Below are 16,881 nucleotides of genomic sequence, written 5' to 3' on the forward strand. Positions count from 1 at the left end.
TCCTCTGGTAGTGCGGGGGCCCACAGTGTGCGCCCTTGAAGATTTATTTTCTAATCGCTGCATCCGTTTGCGCGTGCCGTGGGTAGTACAGGTAGCAGCGCCTTGCTGCCCTTATGGAGAGACACCGATGAACGCCAAAGCCCTGTTCTGCGTGACCTGCCTGTTCGCCGCTGCACCGACTGCCTTTGCCCAGACCGGTTTACCCGACAGCATCAAGGTGCCGGACGGCCACAAGGTGACCATGGAAACCACCGGAGTCGGCGAAATCACCTACGAATGCCGGGACAAGGCCAATGCTGCCGGCCAGACCGAATGGTTTTTCGTCGGGCCCAAGGCGGTGCTCAATGACCGCAGCGGCCAGCAGGTCGGTAGCTACTTCGGCCCGCCGGCCACCTGGCAGGCCAAGGATGGTTCGAAAGTCACCGGCACCCAGTTGGCCGTGGCGCCGTCCAGCCCTGGCAACCTGCCTTATCAACTGGTCAAGGCCAACCCCGCCGAAGGCAAGGGCGCGATGAGTGGCGTCGCGTATATCCAGCGGGTGGCCCTCAAGGGCGGCGTGGCGCCAGGCACGGAATGCAAGGCGGCCAACAAGGGCAAGCAGGAAGTGGTCAAATACCAGGCCGACTACATCTTCTGGGCGGCCAACTGACCAGATTCGTCTACGCTGCTGCGAAAGCGCCCCGGGCTCACCGCCGGGGCCTCCACCTGGGAACCTGTCTTTGCCTGAAGCCGATTTTGACTATCAAGCCTGCCTGCTGGCCTGCGCCCGTGGCGAACAACCGGCCTTGCGCCGGCTGTATCAACAGGAAAGCAGCCGGCTGCTGGGGGTCGCGTTGCGCATCGTGCGTGACAAGGCGGTGGCCGAAGATATCGTGCATGACGCCTTCATCAAGATCTGGAACGGCGCGGCCAGTTTTGACCCGCACAGAGGCTCGGCCCGCGGCTGGGTATACAGCGTGACCCGGCACCTGGCGCTAAATGCCGTGCGCAGCAATGGACGCGAGGTGCCCCTCAGCGAAGAGCATGAAAGCGCAGAGCGCGCTGACACCTTCGACTATCAGGCGCACTCGGCGCGGATCTACAGCTGCCTCGAACAACTCGACCCGGCCCGCCGCAACTGCATCCTGCATGCGTATGTAGACGGTTATTCCCACAGCGAAATCGCGCACAAACTCGGCACCCCGCTGGGTACCGTGAAAGCGTGGATCAAACGCAGCCTCGCGGCATTGCGTGAGTGCATGGCATGAACAGCATCGACGAACTGGCCAGCGAATATGTGCTGGGCACCTTGCCCACCGAGCAACGCACCGAGGTGGAACAGCGCCTGGCCACCGATGCCGACTTGCGTGCGGCAGTGGACGCCTGGGAACAGCGCCTGCTGCCACTGACTGAACAGGCCGCCCCGGCAACGCCTTCGGTGTATTTATGGCGACGCATCGAGCGCAGCCTGGGGCATTCAGCCACCCGGGACTCGTCGGTCTCATGGTGGAACAGGCTGGCGTTGTGGCGCGGACTGGCCGGCGCCGGCATCGCGGCGAGCCTGGTATTGGCGACACTGCTGTTGACCCGTACGGCCGCTATCAACCCGACCGCGTATGTGGTGGTGCTGGTAGCCCCGCAAAACCAGGCCCCGGGGTGGGTAATCCAGGCGAGCAATACCCAGGAAATTCAGCTGATTCCCCTGGGCATCATGGAAGTACCGGCAGACAAGACGCTGCAGTTCTGGACCAAGGGCGAAGACTGGCAAGGCCCGGTGTCGCTGGGCTTGGTCAAGCCTGGACAGACGTTATCTGTGCCCCTGGACAAACTCCCGCCACTGGCGCCGAACCAGCTGTTTGAGCTGACCCTGGAAAATCCCGGCGGGTCGAAAACCGGCAAGCCGACAGGTCCGATTCAGGCAATTGGCCGGGCCGTTAAAGTAATCTGAACGTAATGCAATGTTGTGGAAGGCCAGTTCGCGCATGTGCATTACATCTCGGGGCTATGGCGTCACCATTGCGCTATAGAATCGGGCTCGGAAACCCGGCTCCCTGGACCCTTCATGCCCTCAAAAACCCGTTCGCTGCTGATTCTCGCACTTGTCGTCATCTTCACCGGCATCGGCGCCGGCCTGGGCGGCATGCTCCTCGCCTTGCTGCTGCACGGCATCCAGCATCTGGCCTACGGCTACAGCCTCGACAGCCTGATCAGCCATGAAACCTTTTTGCTCGGCGTCACCGCCGCCGCGCCCGAACGCCGGGTGCTGGTGCTGATCACCTGTGGCCTGCTGGCCGGTGTGGGTTGGTGGTTGATCTACCGCTATGGCCGCCCGTTGGTGAGCATCAAGCAAGCGGTCTCCGCCCAGGCACCGATCATGCCGCCCAAGACAACCCTCGCCCACGCCGTGCTGCAAATCATCACTGTGGCCCTCGGCTCGCCATTGGGCCGTGAAGTGGCGCCACGGGAAGTCGGCGCGCTGGCCGCCACCTGGTTGTCACAACGGGCGCGACTGGCGCCGGACATGCATCGGCTGATCGTCGCCTGCGGTGCGGGCGCCGGGCTGGCGGCGGTGTACAACGTGCCGTTGGGCGGCGCGGTGTTTGTGCTCGAAGTGTTGGTGGGTGTGTTCAGTTGGCCGGCGGCAGTGATTGCGTTGGCCACCTCGGCCATCGGCGCGTCGGTGGCCTGGATTGGCTTGGGCGCAGAGGCGCAATACGTGGTGCCGCACTTTGTGCTCAGCCCTGGTTTGATCGCCTGGGCGCTGGCCTGCGGGCCGGTGTTTGGCCTGGCCGCCTACGGATTCAACCGGCTGACCGGCGCGGCCCGCAGCAACGCCGCCCGTGGCTGGCGGTTGCCGGTACTGTCGTTGATCAACTTCACGATCATCGGGGGCCTGGCGATTTTCCTGCCGCAGATCCTCGGCAACGGCAAGGGCCCGGCGCAACTGGGCTTTGACAATGAGCTGACCATCGGCCTTGCCGCGGTGCTGCTGGTGGTCAAGGTACTGATCACGGCGAGCAGCCTGCGCGCCGGTGCCGAAGGCGGTTTGCTGACCCCGGCGCTGGCCAACGGCGCCCTGCTCGCCATCATCCTCGGCGGCGCCTGGAGCCTGTTGTGGCCCGGCGTGCCGCTGGGGGCTTTCGCGATCATCGGTGCGGCGGCGTTCCTGGCATCGAGCATGAGCATGCCGTTGACGGCAATCGTGCTGGTGGCGGAATTCACCCGCATCGACCATGACTTCCTGGTGCCGATCATTCTCGCGGTGGCAGGTTCGATGTGCATGAGCAAGCTGTGCGTCCTGTGGGAAAAGCGTTGAAGAAGCTGGATTAAAACCCCGACACGCGCCATCCTCCGCGCTTTAAGCCGCCCCATCAGCGGCGTTCCACGCACAAAGGATATGCCCATGCACGACCAACCCCTCGCCCCCGCCGATTTCGAGTTCATCGACGACACCCTGCTCAAGTACGGCGACGACCACTCGGTGCTGAACCTGGCCGAGCTCGACGGTTACTTCACCGCCCTGGTTTCAAGCCCCGCGCAGGTGGAGGTTGCCGAATGGTTCCCCGGTATCTTTGGTGGGCAGAACCCGGATTGGGAAAGCCCGGAAGAAGCTGGCCAGTTCCTTGAATTGTGCGTGCGCCATATGAACGCCATTGCCACGCAACTGGCGACCGACGCCCAGGGTTTCAAGGCACGTTTCGAGGAAACCGAGCATCAGGACCAGCCACTGACCCTGGCGGAAGAATGGTGCTTTGGTTATATCCGTGGCGCCGCTATCGGCAACTGGCCAGAGCTGCCTGCCGAACAGGCCGGGCAACTGGAGAAGATTTCCTGGTGCGCCGAGCAGGACAACTTTGAACTGCCGGCAGACCTGGATGTAAATGCCCATCAGCAACGGGTAGCCGCTATCGAACCGGCCGCCCGTGCGTTGCACGACTACTGGTTGGCCCAGCGCTGAACGCAACACCTGTGGCGAGGGAGCTTGCTCCCGCTGGGGTGCGAAGCGCCCCCGATTTTTACGGCTGCTTCGCAGCCCAGCGGGAGCAAGCTCCCTCGCCACATTTATGTTGTTCCTCCAGGTTCAGTTGCCGCTAGTTGAAATCGACGTCAAACGCCTGATAGAACGCATTGCCGGTGTTGGCCACGATCCACATCAACACCAGCACATGCCGGCCCTTCTTGCCCTTGGGCAATGTCACTTGATGTTCAACCTTGGCCTTCAGTTCAGCCGAGTGCTGGTAGTACGGCACCTGGGTGTAGAAGTCCTCGAAGAACGGCTTGGGCTCCAGTTGAGCACGGCTGATGCGTTGCTTGGGGTCCCAACCGTCCCGGGTGATCAACCAGCGATAGCCACGGGTCACGTGCGCGGCGGTGTAATCCCACTGCACCTTGAACACCTGGCCGGCTTCAACATTCAACAACGGCCAGTTAAACGGAGTGTTGAGCTTTTTAGCCATTTCTTCGTCGGTGAAGTTGACGCAGTCGCGGGCATCGGTCTTGCCGCCGCTGAGGATGTGCCCGTCGGCGGGCGGCGTGACGCTTTGATCGTCGGTTTCATAAGGCGCCGGAAACGGCCCGGCGTTGAGGGCCGGGAAGTTCTTGCCGCCTTCCATTTCGTTGACTTGCCAGTTTTCCAGCAGGCCACGCTCTACCGCCACCGAGCCACGGCTGGCGGGTGTCACGACGCGACCATGCCTGAGTTGAGTCTGGGGTTTGTTCATTTCAGTCACTCCTTGATTGAAGACTTCCCCTCATGGGAAGCGCCTTGAACTTAGCCCACCTCGCCGGGTTGTCTACCCGACGGTTCTGTCAGACAAATCGCGTCATGTCCTTGTTTTGCGTAGCTTTCGCACTGATCTTGCACCAGAGTTATCGTCGGTCCTACCCTGCGACAGGCGATCGGACTACAGCCGCCGTCCATGAACGCCTGGCCTCAGGTGTTGAGGATCATCTCAAATCCGCCATAGATCATCCGTTGCCCATCAAACGGCATCGGATTGACGTCTGCCTTCAGGCGCGGGTCTTCCAACACCTTGCTCATCCCGGCGTCACGCACCTGCCGCGACGGCCAGACGATCCAGGAAAACACCACGGTTTCATCCTCCTTGAGCTTGACCGCCATGGGAAACGAGGTCACCTGCCCCTGAGGTACATCATCGCCCCAGCACTCGATGATATTCAGCGCACCATGTTCCTTGAACACCACGGCGGCGGCCTTGGCGTGCTGGATGAATTGTTCGCGTTTTGCGGTGGGCACCGCGATCACACAGCCATCTACGTAAGACATGATCACTCTCCTGATTCGACGGGTTGTTCTGCTTGTAGTCGATCCATCAGGCGCTCAATCGACATCAGCGTGGCAAATGTCGACCAGTGGTGGTTTAACGATTGCGATGCCGGGTCGATTCTTGATATGACAGGCGCCTTCAACAGCAAAGCCCACCCAAAGGACTGACCCGCCATGACCGCCCACGCTACCGCCTTCCACGCCCTGCACCATGCTCAACTGTTGATCCTGCCCAACGTCGCCGATGCCGGCGGCGCGCGCCTGGTGGCGCAACTGGGCAGCCAGGCCGTCGCCACCAGCAGCGCGGCCGTTGCCTGGACCCACGGCTACAAGGACGGCAATCAGCTGCCGCTGCCGCTGCTGGTCAGCACCGTGCAATCCATCGCCCGGGTGATTGACGTGCCGCTGAGCGTGGACATCGAGGCCGGTTATTCCGACGACCCGGAGCACGTGGGCCAGGTGATCAAGGCCGTAATCGACGCGGGCGCCATCGGCGTCAATATCGAGGACGGTGCCGGCACCCCTGAACTGCTGGCGCGCAAGATCGAGGTTGCCCGTCGTGTGGCGGACAACTGTGGCGTGAAGCTGTTTATCAATGCCCGCAGCGACGTGTATTTGAAAGGATTGGCCCCGGAGCCACAGCGCCTTGAAGAACTCCTCAAGCGCGCCGCGTTGTACCAGGGCGCAGGCGCCGACGGACTGTTTGCCGCCGGCATCCACCTGGAGCACGAAATCCAGCAGCTCTGCCAGGCGACCAACTTGCCAGTCAACGTGCTGGCCTGGGCCGGCCTGCCCGCGCCCGAGACGCTGCAAGCCTTGGGCGTACGCCGCCTCACGGCCGGCTCGAGCATCGCCGAATTCCTGTATGGCGCCATGCACAGCCTGGCCGAAGGCTTCCTGCGAACCGGGAAGCTCGATACCCATGAGCTGAAGTCGTTCACCTACGGCGACTTGAATGGCCGCATGCCGGGTTAAGACGTCCCACGTACCAACGGCATATTGGCGACAATAAATTCGATAAACACCCGCAGCTTGGGCGGCACCTGCCGCCCCGACGGCCACAGCAGGTTGAACTGGCCGCCCTCACAGGTGTAATCCCCAAGCACCTCCACCAGATGCCCGGCCGCGAGTGCCTCGCGCACCACGAAGTCGGCCGCATAAGTCAGGCCCTGGCCTTGCACCGCCAGCTCCATGCGTCCTTCCACCGAATTGCAGATCATCGAGCGCGGCAGCTCAAGCTCCAGCGCTCGCTCGTCGCGGCGCATCTGCCAGGCCTGGAGTTTGCCGGAGGCGGGAAAGCGGAAATGGATGCAGCGATGTGCGTGCAGGTCTTCCGGGCAACGCGGCGCTCCGTTCCGAGCCAGATAATCCGGGGAGCCAACGACCAACATTCGATAGGTGCCCAGCGGACGCGCCGACAGCCCGGAATCCTTCGGCACGCCGCTGCGGATCACCGCGTCGAAACCTTCGGCAATCACGTCCGCCAGGCGGTCGTTGAAATCCAGGTCCAGCTGGATCTGCGGGTACAGCGCCTGGAACTCGCCGAACATCGCCAGGAACGGCCGCGCAATCATTGGCAGGCCAACCCGCAGCGGGCCCTGGGGCGCGACAAGGGTTTGCGACAGCTCTTCACCCGCCACTTCCAGCTCCGCCAGTACCCGCCGGCAGCGCTCGACAAACTGCGTGCCCTGGGCCGTGAGGGTGATGCTGCGGGTGCTGCGATGAAACAGCCGCACACCAAACTTTGCTTCCAGCCGGGCGATGCTCTTGCTCACCGCCGACGCCGAGATGCCCAGCGTCCTGCCAGCGCCGACAAAACTGCGGGCTTCAGCTGCCGCGACAAACACGCCGATGGCATTCAGGCTTTCCATACGCTTACCCATTAAGGACTCTGGAGTCCATTCTAAACAGAACTAAGGCCTGTTTTTCCGCTAATTGTTCACGCCTATGGTGGTGGCTCGTTCCCCAGCCACAGGCTTTTTCCATGAAGATTTTCCTTACCGGTGCCAATGGTTTCGTCGGCGGCAGCGTTGCCCATCACTTGATCGCCCAAGGGCACAGCGTGCGCGGCCTGCTGCGCGACCCGCAGAAAGCCGGACGCTTGCAGGCCCAGGGCATCACCCCGGTGATCGGCAGCCTGGATGACCGCCAATTACTGATCGACGAAGCACGCCAGGCCGACGCTGTGATTGATGCCGCCAACAGCGACCACGCCGGTGCCGTCGACGCGTTCATCGAGGCGCTGCGTGGCTCGGGCAAACTGCTGATCCACACCAGCGGCTCCAGCATCATCGGCGATGACGCGTTGGGCAATACCTTGTCCGAACACATCTTTGACGAAGACACCCCCTTCATCATCGAGGCCCCCAAGCAAGCCCGCTACGACATTGACCTGCGCATGATGGCTGCCGCCGACCAAGGTATTCGCAGCGTGGTGATCTGCCCGAGCAACATCTATGGCGTGGGCCATGGATTGACCGATCACAGCTTCCAACTGCCGTTCCTGATGGCCCGTGCCCGGGAAACCGGGGTGATGCGTATCGTCGGGGCCGGGGTCAATCGCTGGTCCAACGTGCACATTGATGACGTCGCGCAACTGTTCCTGCTGGCCGTGGAAAAAGCCCCGGCCGGCGCGTTTTACTTTCTGGAAAACGGTGAGGCGTCGTTTATCGATATGGCCGCCGCACTGGCCAAGCGCATGAACCTGGGCGCGGTGCAGTCATGGCCAGCCGAAGAAGCCGAGCAACATTGGGACCCGATGCATGTGCATTACACCTTCGGCACCAATAGCCGGGTCAAGGCCAAGCGCGCTCGCGCCGAGCTGGGTTGGGCGCCGCGTCACGCTTCGATCCTCGACTGGATCGGCAGCGAGATGCCGCTATGAGCCGAGTCTGGATGATTACCGGCAGCGCCGGCGGCCTGGGTGCCGGCATCGCCCGCGCGGCGCTGGTTAACGGCGACCAGGTGGTAGCCACCGACCTTGACCTGGCCCGTCTGGACCAGACCTACAGCAGCGACCAGGTGATGACCGCCGCGCTGGACATCCGCGATGAGCAACAGGCCCAAACGGTGGTGACCGCAGCAGTGGCGCGATTCGGACGCATCGATGTGCTGGTCAATAACGCCGGCTACGGACAGTTCGGGCAATTCGAGGAAGTCGAGCCCGAGGCCATCGAGCGTCAGTTCGCGACCAATGTGTTCGGCACCTTCAACGTCACCCGCGCAGTGCTGCCGGTGATGCGCCGCCAGCGCAGCGGGCACCTTGTGATGATGTCGTCCAATGGCGGCTTCAAGGGCGTGCGTGGGGCCTCGATGTATTCGGCGTCGAAGTTTGCGATTGAAGGGTTTTCCGAAGCCCTGGCCGAGGAAGTCGCCGAGTTCGGCATCCGCCTGACGCTGTTGGAGCCCGGGGCGTTTCGTACTGACTTTCTCGACAGCCGCACGCTCAAGCTGGGCACCCGGGCACTTGAGGATTACGCCGAATTTCGCGCCCGCACGCTGGCCGTCTTCGAGGCTCGTAATCACCGGCAAATCGGCGACCCGTACCGACTCGGCCTGGCGGTTGTGCAATTGGCGGCTCTGGCAGCACCGCCGTTGCGCTTCGTCGCTGGCAGCGATGCGCTGAGTGTCGTCGAAGCCAAGCTGGACCAGGTTCGCGCCGATCTTGAACGCTGGCGCTCGCTGTCCACCTCCACCGATTTTCCTCAATAAAGGCCTCTGTCATGACTGACCTCATCACCCGCGTAGAACAGCTGGAAACCCGCTTCGCCCTCGAGCGCCTGATCAGTGAGTACGCCCACGCCTTCGACTCCCGCGACGAAACGCTGCTGCGCAGCATCTGGCACGACGACGCACGGCTGGACCTCGGTGCCGCGTTCGGCTGCCATGACGGCGTCGCCGCGATCATAGCTTCCGCCCACCTCAACTGGGCAGCCATGCCGCATATGCATCACTGGATGGCCAACCCGCTGATCGACATCAGCGGCGATACCGCCAGCGCGAGGGTTGCGGTGGATTGCCTGTGCACCCATAACGAACTGGGGCAGGTGCAGATCAGCGGTCTTTATCACGATCGGTTCGAACGCCGGCAAGGGCAATGGGCGTTCAGCGAGCGGCGCTTTGAGCTGCATTTCCTGACACCACTGGCCGCCTGGAAGCCGGTGGCAGGGCTGGAGGCGTAGATCCATGCTCGACAAGGGTGGCGTGTTTGGCCGATTATTCGTGTCCGCCAAACGCCACCCGCCTTGAAGCAGGAGCCTTGTACCTTGAGTTCGCAGAAAACCGTGACCGTTACACCGCCCAACTTTCCTCTGAACGGCAAGGTAGCGCCCCCCGGCTCCAAATCCATTACCAACCGTGCCTTGCTGCTGGCGGCCCTGGCCAAGGGCACCAGTCGCTTGAGCGGCGCGCTGAAAAGCGATGACACTCGCCACATGTCGGTGGCCCTGCGGCAGATGGGCGTGGTGATCGATGAACCGGACGACACCACGTTCGTCGTCACCAGCCTGGGCAAGCTGCAATTGCCGGCGCAGCCGTTGTTTCTCGGCAACGCCGGCACGGCGATGCGCTTTCTCACCGCTGCCGTGGCCACTGTACAAGGCACCGTGGTGCTGGACGGCGACGCCTACATGCAAAAACGCCCGATCGGCCCGCTGCTGGCGACCCTCGGCCAGAATGGCATCCAGGTCGACAGCCCTAGCGGTTGCCCACCCGTGACCGTCCATGGCACTGGCCGCGTGCAAGCCAAGCGTTTCGAGATCGACGGCGGCCTGTCGAGCCAGTACGTGTCGGCGCTGCTGATGCTGGCGGCGTGCGGCGAAGCACCGATTGAAGTAGCGCTGACCGGCAAGGACATCGGCGCCCGTGGCTATGTCGACCTGACCCTGGACTGCATGCGCGCCTTCGGTGCCCAGGTGGACATCGTCGATGAAAGCACCTGGCGCGTGGCCCCGACCGGCTACACCGCCCACGACTACCTGATCGAGCCTGACGCTTCCGCTGCCACCTATTTGTGGGCCGCCGAAGTGCTGACCGGTGGCCGCATCGACCTCGGTGTCGCCCCGCAGGATTTCACCCAGCCCGATGCCAAGGCCCAGGCAGTGATCGCGCAGTTCCCGCACATGCAACCGGTGGTTGTCGGTTCGCAGATGCAGGACGCAATCCCCACCCTCGCCGTGCTCGCCGCGTTCAACAACACGCCGGTGCGCTTCACCGAACTGGCCAACCTGCGGGTCAAGGAATGTGATCGGGTGCAGGCCCTGCATGACGGTCTGAATGAAATCCGTCCGGGCCTGGCGACCATTGAAGGTGATGACTTGCTGGTGGCCAGCGACCCGGCCCTGGCGGGCACCACGTGCAATGCGCTGATCGACACCCACGCCGACCACCGCATCGCGATGTGCTTTGCCTTGGCGGGCTTGAAGGTCTCGGGGATCAGGATTCAGGACCCGGACTGCGTCGGCAAGACCTATCCTGAGTACTGGAAAGAGCTGGAAAGCCTTGGGGTCCATCTGACCTGGTAAGCCGCCGGCGCCGGTAACGGGAGGGAGACTGCATGACGATTCGCCAACCCTGCCCACCCGGCGTCTGCGACTGCAATCGTGAGCAACTGCTCGACCTTCCCGGCGCCGATGCACGCATCCTGCACCTGACGCGCCAGGAAGAAAAACGCCTGCTCGAACGCCTCGAAAACCTGCAAAGCCTGCCCGACCTTGAGCGCATGCAACAGCTGATGTACCAGCAACTGGGCATTCGCGTGCATATCGCGCCGGGCCATACGGAAGTGAAGACGATGCGCGGGATTCAGATCGCTATCGATGACTTGCCGGGGTTGTGTCGCAAGACCCGGCAGTCGATTCCGGCGGCGATTCGCAAGGGCATGGAGAAGCGCCCGGAGATTGCGTATCGGTTGCTGGATGCTCATGACTTGTTTCGCGAGGGTTGAGGGCCGCCTTCCATTTGCGGCGATTTTCTCGCTTGAGTCTGCGGGCCTGTTGGTATTCGAGGCGAGCCTGGGCCATCTCCTGAGTACGCGGGGGCCGAAAACCGGCTTTGTAACGCTTGCGTTCGTGGCGAAGTAGAACGAGTTCTGCGCGCATTTGGCGGTGGCGTTTAGTATTCAGGAGGTAGAGGCCTAGAAGCGAGAACAAAAGCCCTGTCGAGAAAGTAAAAAGATCTGGTGTGTGGCTGATAGTGAACATCACCGCAGAAAAGCTCAGCACACAACAGCCAACCATTATCCAGACTCCCCACGCTCGCCCTCGCACAACAAGAGCATTTCCCACCGACAAGATCACTGACATTACGCCCATATCAAGACCCGAGTAATTGCGGTAACCAGAAATCCGATGTAGATAGGTGCTGCCCAAAAGCGCGCTCGCCATAACAAGCGCAAGAAGCGCGCAAAAAAAAGCACCAATAAAAACCGGGCCATACCGAGCCAGAAAGGCCTGACGTGAATGCCTCAATTCCATCATTCAAACTCTTCGTATAGGCCGATGGCCAATGTCCCGATATTCCCGGAGACGCCGCTGCCTATGACACTCATGGTTGCACCCACTCCTGCCCCCGCAATCGCCGGGTCAGCATCGATCGCGGCAAACAACCGGCCGAGGTCGATACTGCCTTCGATCCGTTCGCGGGTGGTGCGATAAGCAGCTGGAAAACCGTCCTTCAAGACGCTGGAAGTCATTCCTTTACTCCTGGATTCCACGAGAACGCAAAGAGTAAGACTGAGCCGCCTGAAAGGTTGTCAGAAAGGTCCTCCTTTCCAGACTGACATTTCCCGATCACCTCTCCATACCTTGTGGGCAATCATTCCAATTGGAAAAGTACGCCCGTGCTACTAATTCCCTCTTCCCCCCGCAAACGACCACTCATCCGCCGCCGTCGTCGTAATCACCACCATCACATCCTCAGGGCTCAGCCCAATCGCAGCCTCCAGCCGCTCCACCAACACCTGGTAAAACCGCCGTTTGGTCTCGGTATCACGAGGTTTACCGCCCGTGATCGCGATGAGTACATAGTCGTGGCTGCGCGGGCCGCCCAAATAGTTGGGGTCGATGATCATCTCGCCAATTTCGTGCTGGTGGATCACGTGGAAGCGATCCGCGTCAGGAATCTTGAAGCTTTCAACCAGAGCGTCATGCAATCCCTGTGAAAGTGCTTGCAGATACTCAGGGGATTTCCCGCGGTGCAGGGAGATTCGGGCGTAAGGCATGGTGGTTACTCCGCAGGATGGATGGCTGCCAACAGGTTCAGCGCCGACGCCGCTGTCGGCCAGCCGGAGTAAAACGCCAGGTGAGTGATGACTTCACCCAGTTCCTCGACGCTCAAGCCATTGCCAACCGCCCGCTGCAAGTGAAACGGTAGTTGCTCCAGACGGTACATCGCCACCAGTGCCGCCACGGTGATCAGGCTGCGCTCCCTGGGCGACAGGCCCTCGCGCTCCCAGATATCGGCGAACAGCACGTCGCGGGTCAGCTCGGTAAATTTGTTGCTCATGGACGCTCGCTCCGACAATTCAGTTGACGGGCAAAAACTAGCAAGCCAGGATCATTCCGAATATCAGATTTAATAGCATCCACCATCCCATTTTAATGGACCATTCAATGCGCCGCCCCACCTTCGACCTTGATGTACTGCGCACCTTCGTCACCGGCGTCGAGCTGAACAGCTTTGCCAAGGCGGCGGATCGCCTGGGCCGTTCGACCTCAGCCGTCAGCGCGCAATTAAAGAAACTCGAAGAACAGGTCGGCACGCCGGTGCTGAGCAAATCCGGGCGCGGGCTGGTGCTGACGCCGGTGGGTGAAGCGCTGCTCGGCCACGCCAGGCGGTTGCTGGACCTCAATGACACTGTCTTCAGCAGCCTTAACGAAACCCAAACCGCAGGCACTTTGCGCCTCGGTTTGCAGGAGGATTTCGGCGAGCATGTGCTCAGTGACATCCTGCGGCGCTTCGCCAGGCTTTATCCGATGATCAGCCTTGAAGTGCGGATAGGCCGCAATGCCGAGCTGTTGACCCTGATCGACAGCGCGAGCCTGGACCTGGCGCTGACCTGGGAAACCGGTCAGACATCGTCCTGCCGCACCCGCCTGGGGCAAACACCCATGCACTGGATCGGGCCCCGGGACAAACCCCAACTACCGCGCGCCGAGGACGCGCCGCTGCCGCTGGTGATGTTCGAGGCACCCTGCGTATTGCGCAGCGCCGCCACCGAAGCCCTGGACCGCGCCGGCATTGCCTGGCGCATTGCCTTGACCAGCCCCAGCGTGGGTGGGATCTGGGCGGCGGTCGATGCCGGGTTGGGTGTGACCTTGCGCACCCGTATCGGTTTGCCTGCGCACCTGCGTGTACTCGACGGTCTGCCGCCGGTGCCGTCCCTTGGCTATGAATTGCATTGCAGCCATCCAGCGCCAGGCGCTGCGGTCGCACAGCTGGCAGCGCTCATACAGAGCAGCCTGGTTCAGGCGGTTTCGAAGGGTTGCAGGGTGACGAACAGTTGTCGCCCCAACTTCGCCGCCGTCTCCAGATGCTGTTCGGCAGCGCCGCTTTCCGAGTCCAGCAGCAGCTCGGATGTCAGCACTTTCGCACCGCAGTAATCAAAGATCCCATGGTCGATTTGCGTGCGCATGGCGTCGGCATAGCCGTGGCGTTCAAACACCCCTTCGTCCGCCCCGCCAACGCCCAGTAAGTGCACCTGCAAGTGGCCGAGTTTTTTCACCACCTTCGTCTCAAGGCTGTAGTCGATCGCCCAACCGTTGACGAATACCCGGTCGATCCAGCCCTTGAGCAAGGCCGGCATCGACCACCAGAAGATCGGGAACACCAGCACCAAGGCGTCGGCGCGGTCGAGTCGGGCCTGTTCGGCCAGTACGTCGGCCGGCGGCGTGGCGCGGGTGCGATGCACTTTATGGTCGGCGGCGTTGTAACGCGGGTCGAAACCTTCAGCGGCGAGGTCGGCGATTTCAAAGGTGTGGCCGGCGGCGGTTATGCCGGCAGCCGCCTGTTTGGCGAGGCTGTGGGTCAGGGAGTGTGAGTCGTGGTGAGCAACAACGATCAGCGCGTGCATGGCAGTGACTCCGTCGGGGTAGCGATGAGAAGGCAAATTGAGTAGGCTTGAGCTAAGTTACCGTTGGTAAGTTACTTTTGGTATATAAGCATGTCAAGCGATCAATCCCCTGCCCCTCGCCGCCGCTTGTCCCGGGATGACCGGTTGCGCCAGCTGCTCGACGTGGCCTGGCAACTGGTGCGAGAAGAAGGCACCGATGCCCTGACCCTGGGGCATCTGGCTGAGTTGGCCGGCGTTACAAAGCCGGTGGTGTATGACCATTTTGGCGATCGCGCGGGGCTGTTGGCCGCGCTGTATGAAGATTTCGACGCCCGTCAGAACCAGGTATTTGCCGCCGCAATCGAGGCCAGCGAACCCACCCTGGACGACCGCGCGTGGGTCATCGCCTCGTGCTACGTCGATTGTGTGTTGCTACAAGGGCGTGAAATTCCGGGGGTGATTGCTGCTTTGGCCGGCAGCCCGGAACTGGAGACCATCAAGCGTGAGTACGACGCAATTTTCCTTGGCAAGTGTCGCGATGCCCTCTCCCCCTTTGCCGTGGACGGTGTGATTGGCCAGCCCGGTTTACGCGCAATGCTGGGCGCGGCGGACGCCTTGTCCCATGCTGCGGCCAGCGGGGAGATCAGCCCGCTGGAGGCGCAAGAGGAGCTGTTTGCGAGCATCAAGTCGATGGTGAGTCGAGGAGCGCGTTAGCCCAGCCTTGCGTGCACAAACATCCGGGCCTTGTGGGTCATTTGGTCGAAGTGACGATCACGTTGTTTTTCCGCATCGATCATCGCCCGCTTACCGTGTTTTTGCAGGAGATAAGTGTGGATCTGTCGCACCTCCAGCGAGCTGTAGATCGACGCCACATCCAGCAAACCCATCAGACCGTCAGTGCTGTAGTCGCGGGTGTTCATCAGCACCTGGGTACCGCGCACGCCGCGCAGTTGAAAGCCCATGGACTCGAACGCCGGGACCTTCTCCACTGCGCAGGTCAGTTCGGCATGCGGGTAGCGAGCGAGCATGTCCTGCATCATCGCCCGCGCCACGCCTTTGCGCCGATGGCTGGCGTGCACCGCCATGTAAGCCACGCCGCACGCCTCGGGATCGTCCTTCACCGGCAGGTACAGCAGGAAGCCGATCACCTGCTCCTGCGCGTCCAGCGCGACGATCAATTCCACCGCAATGCCCTTGGACCCGCCCAGCGCTTCCAGGTACAGGTGCACCTCGTAGCCGATGGCGTACTGGTAGACGTTGTACAGCAGATTGCTTGGCGGGATGGCGACCATGCTGATGTCCGTCAGGTAGTCGACCACCATCTGCAGGATCTGCGCGTTGATCGGCTCGGGGCATGGGGTTTCGTAATGGGTAAGGCTGAACATTTGAATTCCTGGTGTTTCATTTTAAGGCCCGGCGGATTGTACCTGCTGAAGGGCCGCCGTGGACCCGCAAGCACCCATTGTGGCGAGGGAGCTTGCTCCCGCTGGGCTGCGTAGCAGCCCCATTAAGCGCGCCGCGTTCTTTTCGCGGGAAACAGGATGCAGGTTTTGGGGCTGCTTCGCAGCCCAGCGGGAGCAAGCTCCCTCGCCACAAGGGGGCTGCTCGGCTCATTGCGCACATACCTCCCGCAGGCAACCGCGCAGCCAGCGATGGGCCAGGTCGGCGTCCAGGCGCGGGTGCCAGAGCATCGAGACGGTGAAGTCCGGGAACACGAACGGCAGCGCAAAGCGGAAGAGGTCGCTGTGCAGGTTGGCGGTATGCCGCTCCGGCACGCTGGCGATCAGGTCGGTGCTGCGGGCCAGGGCCAGGGCGGTCGAGAAGCCAGCGACGATGGTCGCCACGTCCCGGGTCAGCCCGAGCGCTTCAAGGGCTTGATGGATCTGGCCCTGATCACGGCCGCGCCGGGACACGTAGATGTGCTGGCCTTCGGCGAAGCGCTGCGGCGTGACTTCGCCCTGGCTGAGCGGATGGCCCTTGCGCACCACGCCGATAAACCGGTCGCGGAACAGCGCCTGGGTCAGCACCTCGGGGCTGGCGCTGCTGTCGACCACGCCGGTTTCCAGGTCGACACTGCCATCGCGCAGCGGCGTACTGCCTTTGTCCGGCTTGTGCACGAAGCGCAACCGCACGCCAGGCGCTTCCCGGGCGATCCGCGTCAACAGCGCCGGGCCGAAGTTTTCAACAAATCCGTCGCTGGTGCGCAAGGTGAAGGTGCGTACCAGTTGGCTCACATCCAGCGTCGCAGCGGGTCGCAACACCGCTTCGGCGTCCTGCACCAACTGACTGACCTGTTCGCGCAACGCCAGAGCGCGCGGCGTGGGTACCAGGCCGCGGCCGGCACGGACCAATAACGGATCGCCGGTGGTTTCCCGAAGTCGCGCCAGCGCCCGGCTCATCGCCGACGGGCTCAGGCGCAAGCATTGAGCGGCACGGGCGACGCTGCCTTCGGCGAGCAACACATCCAGGGTGACCAGCAGATTGAAATCAGGTGTCGACACGGCATACCTCATAGGGCGTTTGGCGCACGTATAAAGTGCAAATGCTGCGCCTTCCGCCATGTTAG

At 62.2% G+C, this 16,881-nt stretch carries 21 protein-coding genes and 1 pseudogene; 13 read left to right on the forward strand and 9 right to left on the reverse strand.

Features of this window, described 5'->3' with window-relative positions; genetic code table 11:
• The first annotated feature begins 127 nt into the window (after positions 1-127).
• The 5 genes from HX824_RS28845 (at position 128) to HX824_RS28865 (ending at position 3,937) form a co-directional block, all read left to right on the forward strand.
• Positions 128-649 carry a DUF3455 domain-containing protein gene (locus HX824_RS28845; protein ID WP_177055737.1) on the forward strand — a complete coding sequence of 174 codons (522 nt, stop codon included), beginning with the start codon at positions 128-130 and terminating at the stop codon, positions 647-649.
• A 70-nt stretch (positions 650-719) separates the two neighbouring features.
• Positions 720-1,247 (forward strand): sigma-70 family RNA polymerase sigma factor, encoded by a 528-nt coding sequence (locus HX824_RS28850; protein ID WP_087692699.1) that lies wholly within the window; start codon positions 720-722, stop codon positions 1,245-1,247.
• Positions 1,244-1,927 (forward strand): anti-sigma factor domain-containing protein, encoded by a 684-nt coding sequence (locus tag HX824_RS28855; protein WP_177055738.1) that lies wholly within the window; start codon positions 1,244-1,246, stop codon positions 1,925-1,927. The genes HX824_RS28850 and HX824_RS28855 overlap by 4 nt, the downstream gene beginning before the upstream one ends.
• A gap of 114 nt (positions 1,928-2,041) precedes the next feature.
• Positions 2,042-3,295 carry a chloride channel protein gene (locus tag HX824_RS28860; protein ID WP_177055739.1) on the forward strand — a complete coding sequence of 418 codons (1,254 nt, stop codon included), beginning with the start codon at positions 2,042-2,044 and terminating at the stop codon, positions 3,293-3,295.
• An 87-nt stretch (positions 3,296-3,382) separates the two neighbouring features.
• Positions 3,383-3,937, forward strand: a complete 555-nt coding sequence (locus tag HX824_RS28865; RefSeq protein WP_008430812.1) for a UPF0149 family protein — start codon at positions 3,383-3,385, stop codon at positions 3,935-3,937.
• 133 nt (positions 3,938-4,070) lie between these two features.
• Here the strand turns inward: HX824_RS28865 and HX824_RS28870 are convergent, their stop codons facing one another.
• Together HX824_RS28870 and HX824_RS28875 are read right to left on the reverse strand one after the other, a co-directional pair.
• On the reverse strand, positions 4,071-4,700 hold the full coding sequence (locus tag HX824_RS28870; RefSeq protein WP_134326714.1) for a lytic polysaccharide monooxygenase auxiliary activity family 9 protein: 630 nt from the start codon (positions 4,698-4,700) through the stop codon (positions 4,071-4,073).
• Positions 4,701-4,912: 212 nt separating this feature from the next.
• The gene (locus HX824_RS28875) at positions 4,913-5,266 is read right to left on the reverse strand and encodes a DUF1428 domain-containing protein (RefSeq protein WP_177055740.1); all 354 of its coding nucleotides are present in this window, start codon (positions 5,264-5,266) and stop codon (positions 4,913-4,915) included.
• Between the two features lie 174 nt (positions 5,267-5,440).
• Here HX824_RS28875 and HX824_RS28880 point away from each other — a divergent pair, with 174 nt between their 5' ends.
• Entirely contained in the window at positions 5,441-6,241 is an 801-nt protein-coding gene (locus tag HX824_RS28880; protein ID WP_177055741.1) for an isocitrate lyase/phosphoenolpyruvate mutase family protein, read from the forward strand.
• Here HX824_RS28880 and HX824_RS28885 read toward each other — a convergent pair.
• Entirely contained in the window at positions 6,238-7,137 is a 900-nt protein-coding gene (locus HX824_RS28885) for a LysR family transcriptional regulator (RefSeq protein ID WP_177055795.1), read from the reverse strand. The genes HX824_RS28880 and HX824_RS28885 overlap by 4 nt on opposite strands.
• A gap of 113 nt (positions 7,138-7,250) precedes the next feature.
• Between HX824_RS28885 and HX824_RS28890 the strand changes: the two genes are divergently transcribed.
• The 5 genes from HX824_RS28890 to HX824_RS28910 all read left to right on the forward strand — a co-directional run bounded on the left by HX824_RS28890 (position 7,251) and on the right by HX824_RS28910 (position 11,210).
• A complete protein-coding gene (locus tag HX824_RS28890) occupies positions 7,251-8,150 on the forward strand; it encodes an NAD-dependent epimerase/dehydratase family protein (RefSeq protein ID WP_008430823.1) in 900 nt (299 codons plus the stop codon).
• Entirely contained in the window at positions 8,147-8,977 is an 831-nt protein-coding gene (locus HX824_RS28895; protein WP_023658886.1) for an SDR family NAD(P)-dependent oxidoreductase, read from the forward strand. Before HX824_RS28890 ends, HX824_RS28895 begins: the two co-directional genes overlap by 4 nt.
• 11 nt (positions 8,978-8,988) lie before the next feature.
• The gene (locus HX824_RS28900) at positions 8,989-9,447 is read left to right on the forward strand and encodes a nuclear transport factor 2 family protein (RefSeq protein ID WP_003215242.1); all 459 of its coding nucleotides are present in this window, start codon (positions 8,989-8,991) and stop codon (positions 9,445-9,447) included.
• Between the two features lie 84 nt (positions 9,448-9,531).
• Positions 9,532-10,788, forward strand: a complete 1,257-nt coding sequence (aroA, locus tag HX824_RS28905; RefSeq protein WP_177055743.1) for a 3-phosphoshikimate 1-carboxyvinyltransferase — start codon at positions 9,532-9,534, stop codon at positions 10,786-10,788.
• Between the two features lie 32 nt (positions 10,789-10,820).
• A complete protein-coding gene (locus tag HX824_RS28910) occupies positions 10,821-11,210 on the forward strand; it encodes a hypothetical protein (protein ID WP_177055745.1) in 390 nt (129 codons plus the stop codon).
• Between the two features lie 528 nt (positions 11,211-11,738).
• On the opposite strand, the gene HX824_RS28915 is transcribed toward HX824_RS28910, so the two are convergent.
• The 3 genes from HX824_RS28915 to HX824_RS28925 form a co-directional block, all read right to left on the reverse strand.
• Complete coding sequence (locus HX824_RS28915) at positions 11,739-11,957, reverse strand: hypothetical protein (RefSeq protein ID WP_177009433.1); 219 nt, start codon at positions 11,955-11,957, stop codon at positions 11,739-11,741.
• A gap of 153 nt (positions 11,958-12,110) precedes the next feature.
• On the reverse strand, positions 12,111-12,485 hold the full coding sequence (locus HX824_RS28920) for a tautomerase family protein (RefSeq protein ID WP_008436392.1): 375 nt from the start codon (positions 12,483-12,485) through the stop codon (positions 12,111-12,113).
• A gap of 5 nt (positions 12,486-12,490) precedes the next feature.
• Positions 12,491-12,769 (reverse strand): carboxymuconolactone decarboxylase family protein, encoded by a 279-nt coding sequence (locus HX824_RS28925; RefSeq protein WP_008436391.1) that lies wholly within the window; start codon positions 12,767-12,769, stop codon positions 12,491-12,493.
• A 107-nt stretch (positions 12,770-12,876) separates the two neighbouring features.
• Here HX824_RS28925 and HX824_RS28930 point away from each other — a divergent pair.
• Positions 12,877-13,728: pseudogene (locus HX824_RS28930) on the forward strand (LysR substrate-binding domain-containing protein); the annotation flags it as partial.
• Between the two features lie 2 nt (positions 13,729-13,730).
• Here HX824_RS28930 and HX824_RS28935 read toward each other — a convergent pair.
• The gene (locus tag HX824_RS28935) at positions 13,731-14,336 is read right to left on the reverse strand and encodes an NAD(P)H-dependent oxidoreductase (protein WP_177055747.1); all 606 of its coding nucleotides are present in this window, start codon (positions 14,334-14,336) and stop codon (positions 13,731-13,733) included.
• A 90-nt stretch (positions 14,337-14,426) separates the two neighbouring features.
• Between HX824_RS28935 and HX824_RS28940 the strand changes: the two genes are divergently transcribed.
• A complete protein-coding gene (locus HX824_RS28940; protein WP_003215225.1) occupies positions 14,427-15,029 on the forward strand; it encodes a TetR/AcrR family transcriptional regulator in 603 nt (200 codons plus the stop codon).
• On the opposite strand, the gene HX824_RS28945 is transcribed toward HX824_RS28940, so the two are convergent.
• Entirely contained in the window at positions 15,026-15,700 is a 675-nt protein-coding gene (locus tag HX824_RS28945) for a GNAT family N-acetyltransferase (RefSeq protein WP_134326721.1), read from the reverse strand. The genes HX824_RS28940 and HX824_RS28945 overlap by 4 nt on opposite strands.
• 225 nt (positions 15,701-15,925) lie before the next feature.
• On the reverse strand, positions 15,926-16,816 hold the full coding sequence (locus HX824_RS28950; RefSeq protein ID WP_177055749.1) for a LysR family transcriptional regulator: 891 nt from the start codon (positions 16,814-16,816) through the stop codon (positions 15,926-15,928).
• Positions 16,817-16,881: the final 65 nt, after the last annotated feature.

Source organism: Pseudomonas sp. D4002 (genome assembly GCF_013385665.1).
Lineage (GTDB): Bacteria > Pseudomonadota > Gammaproteobacteria > Pseudomonadales > Pseudomonadaceae > Aquipseudomonas.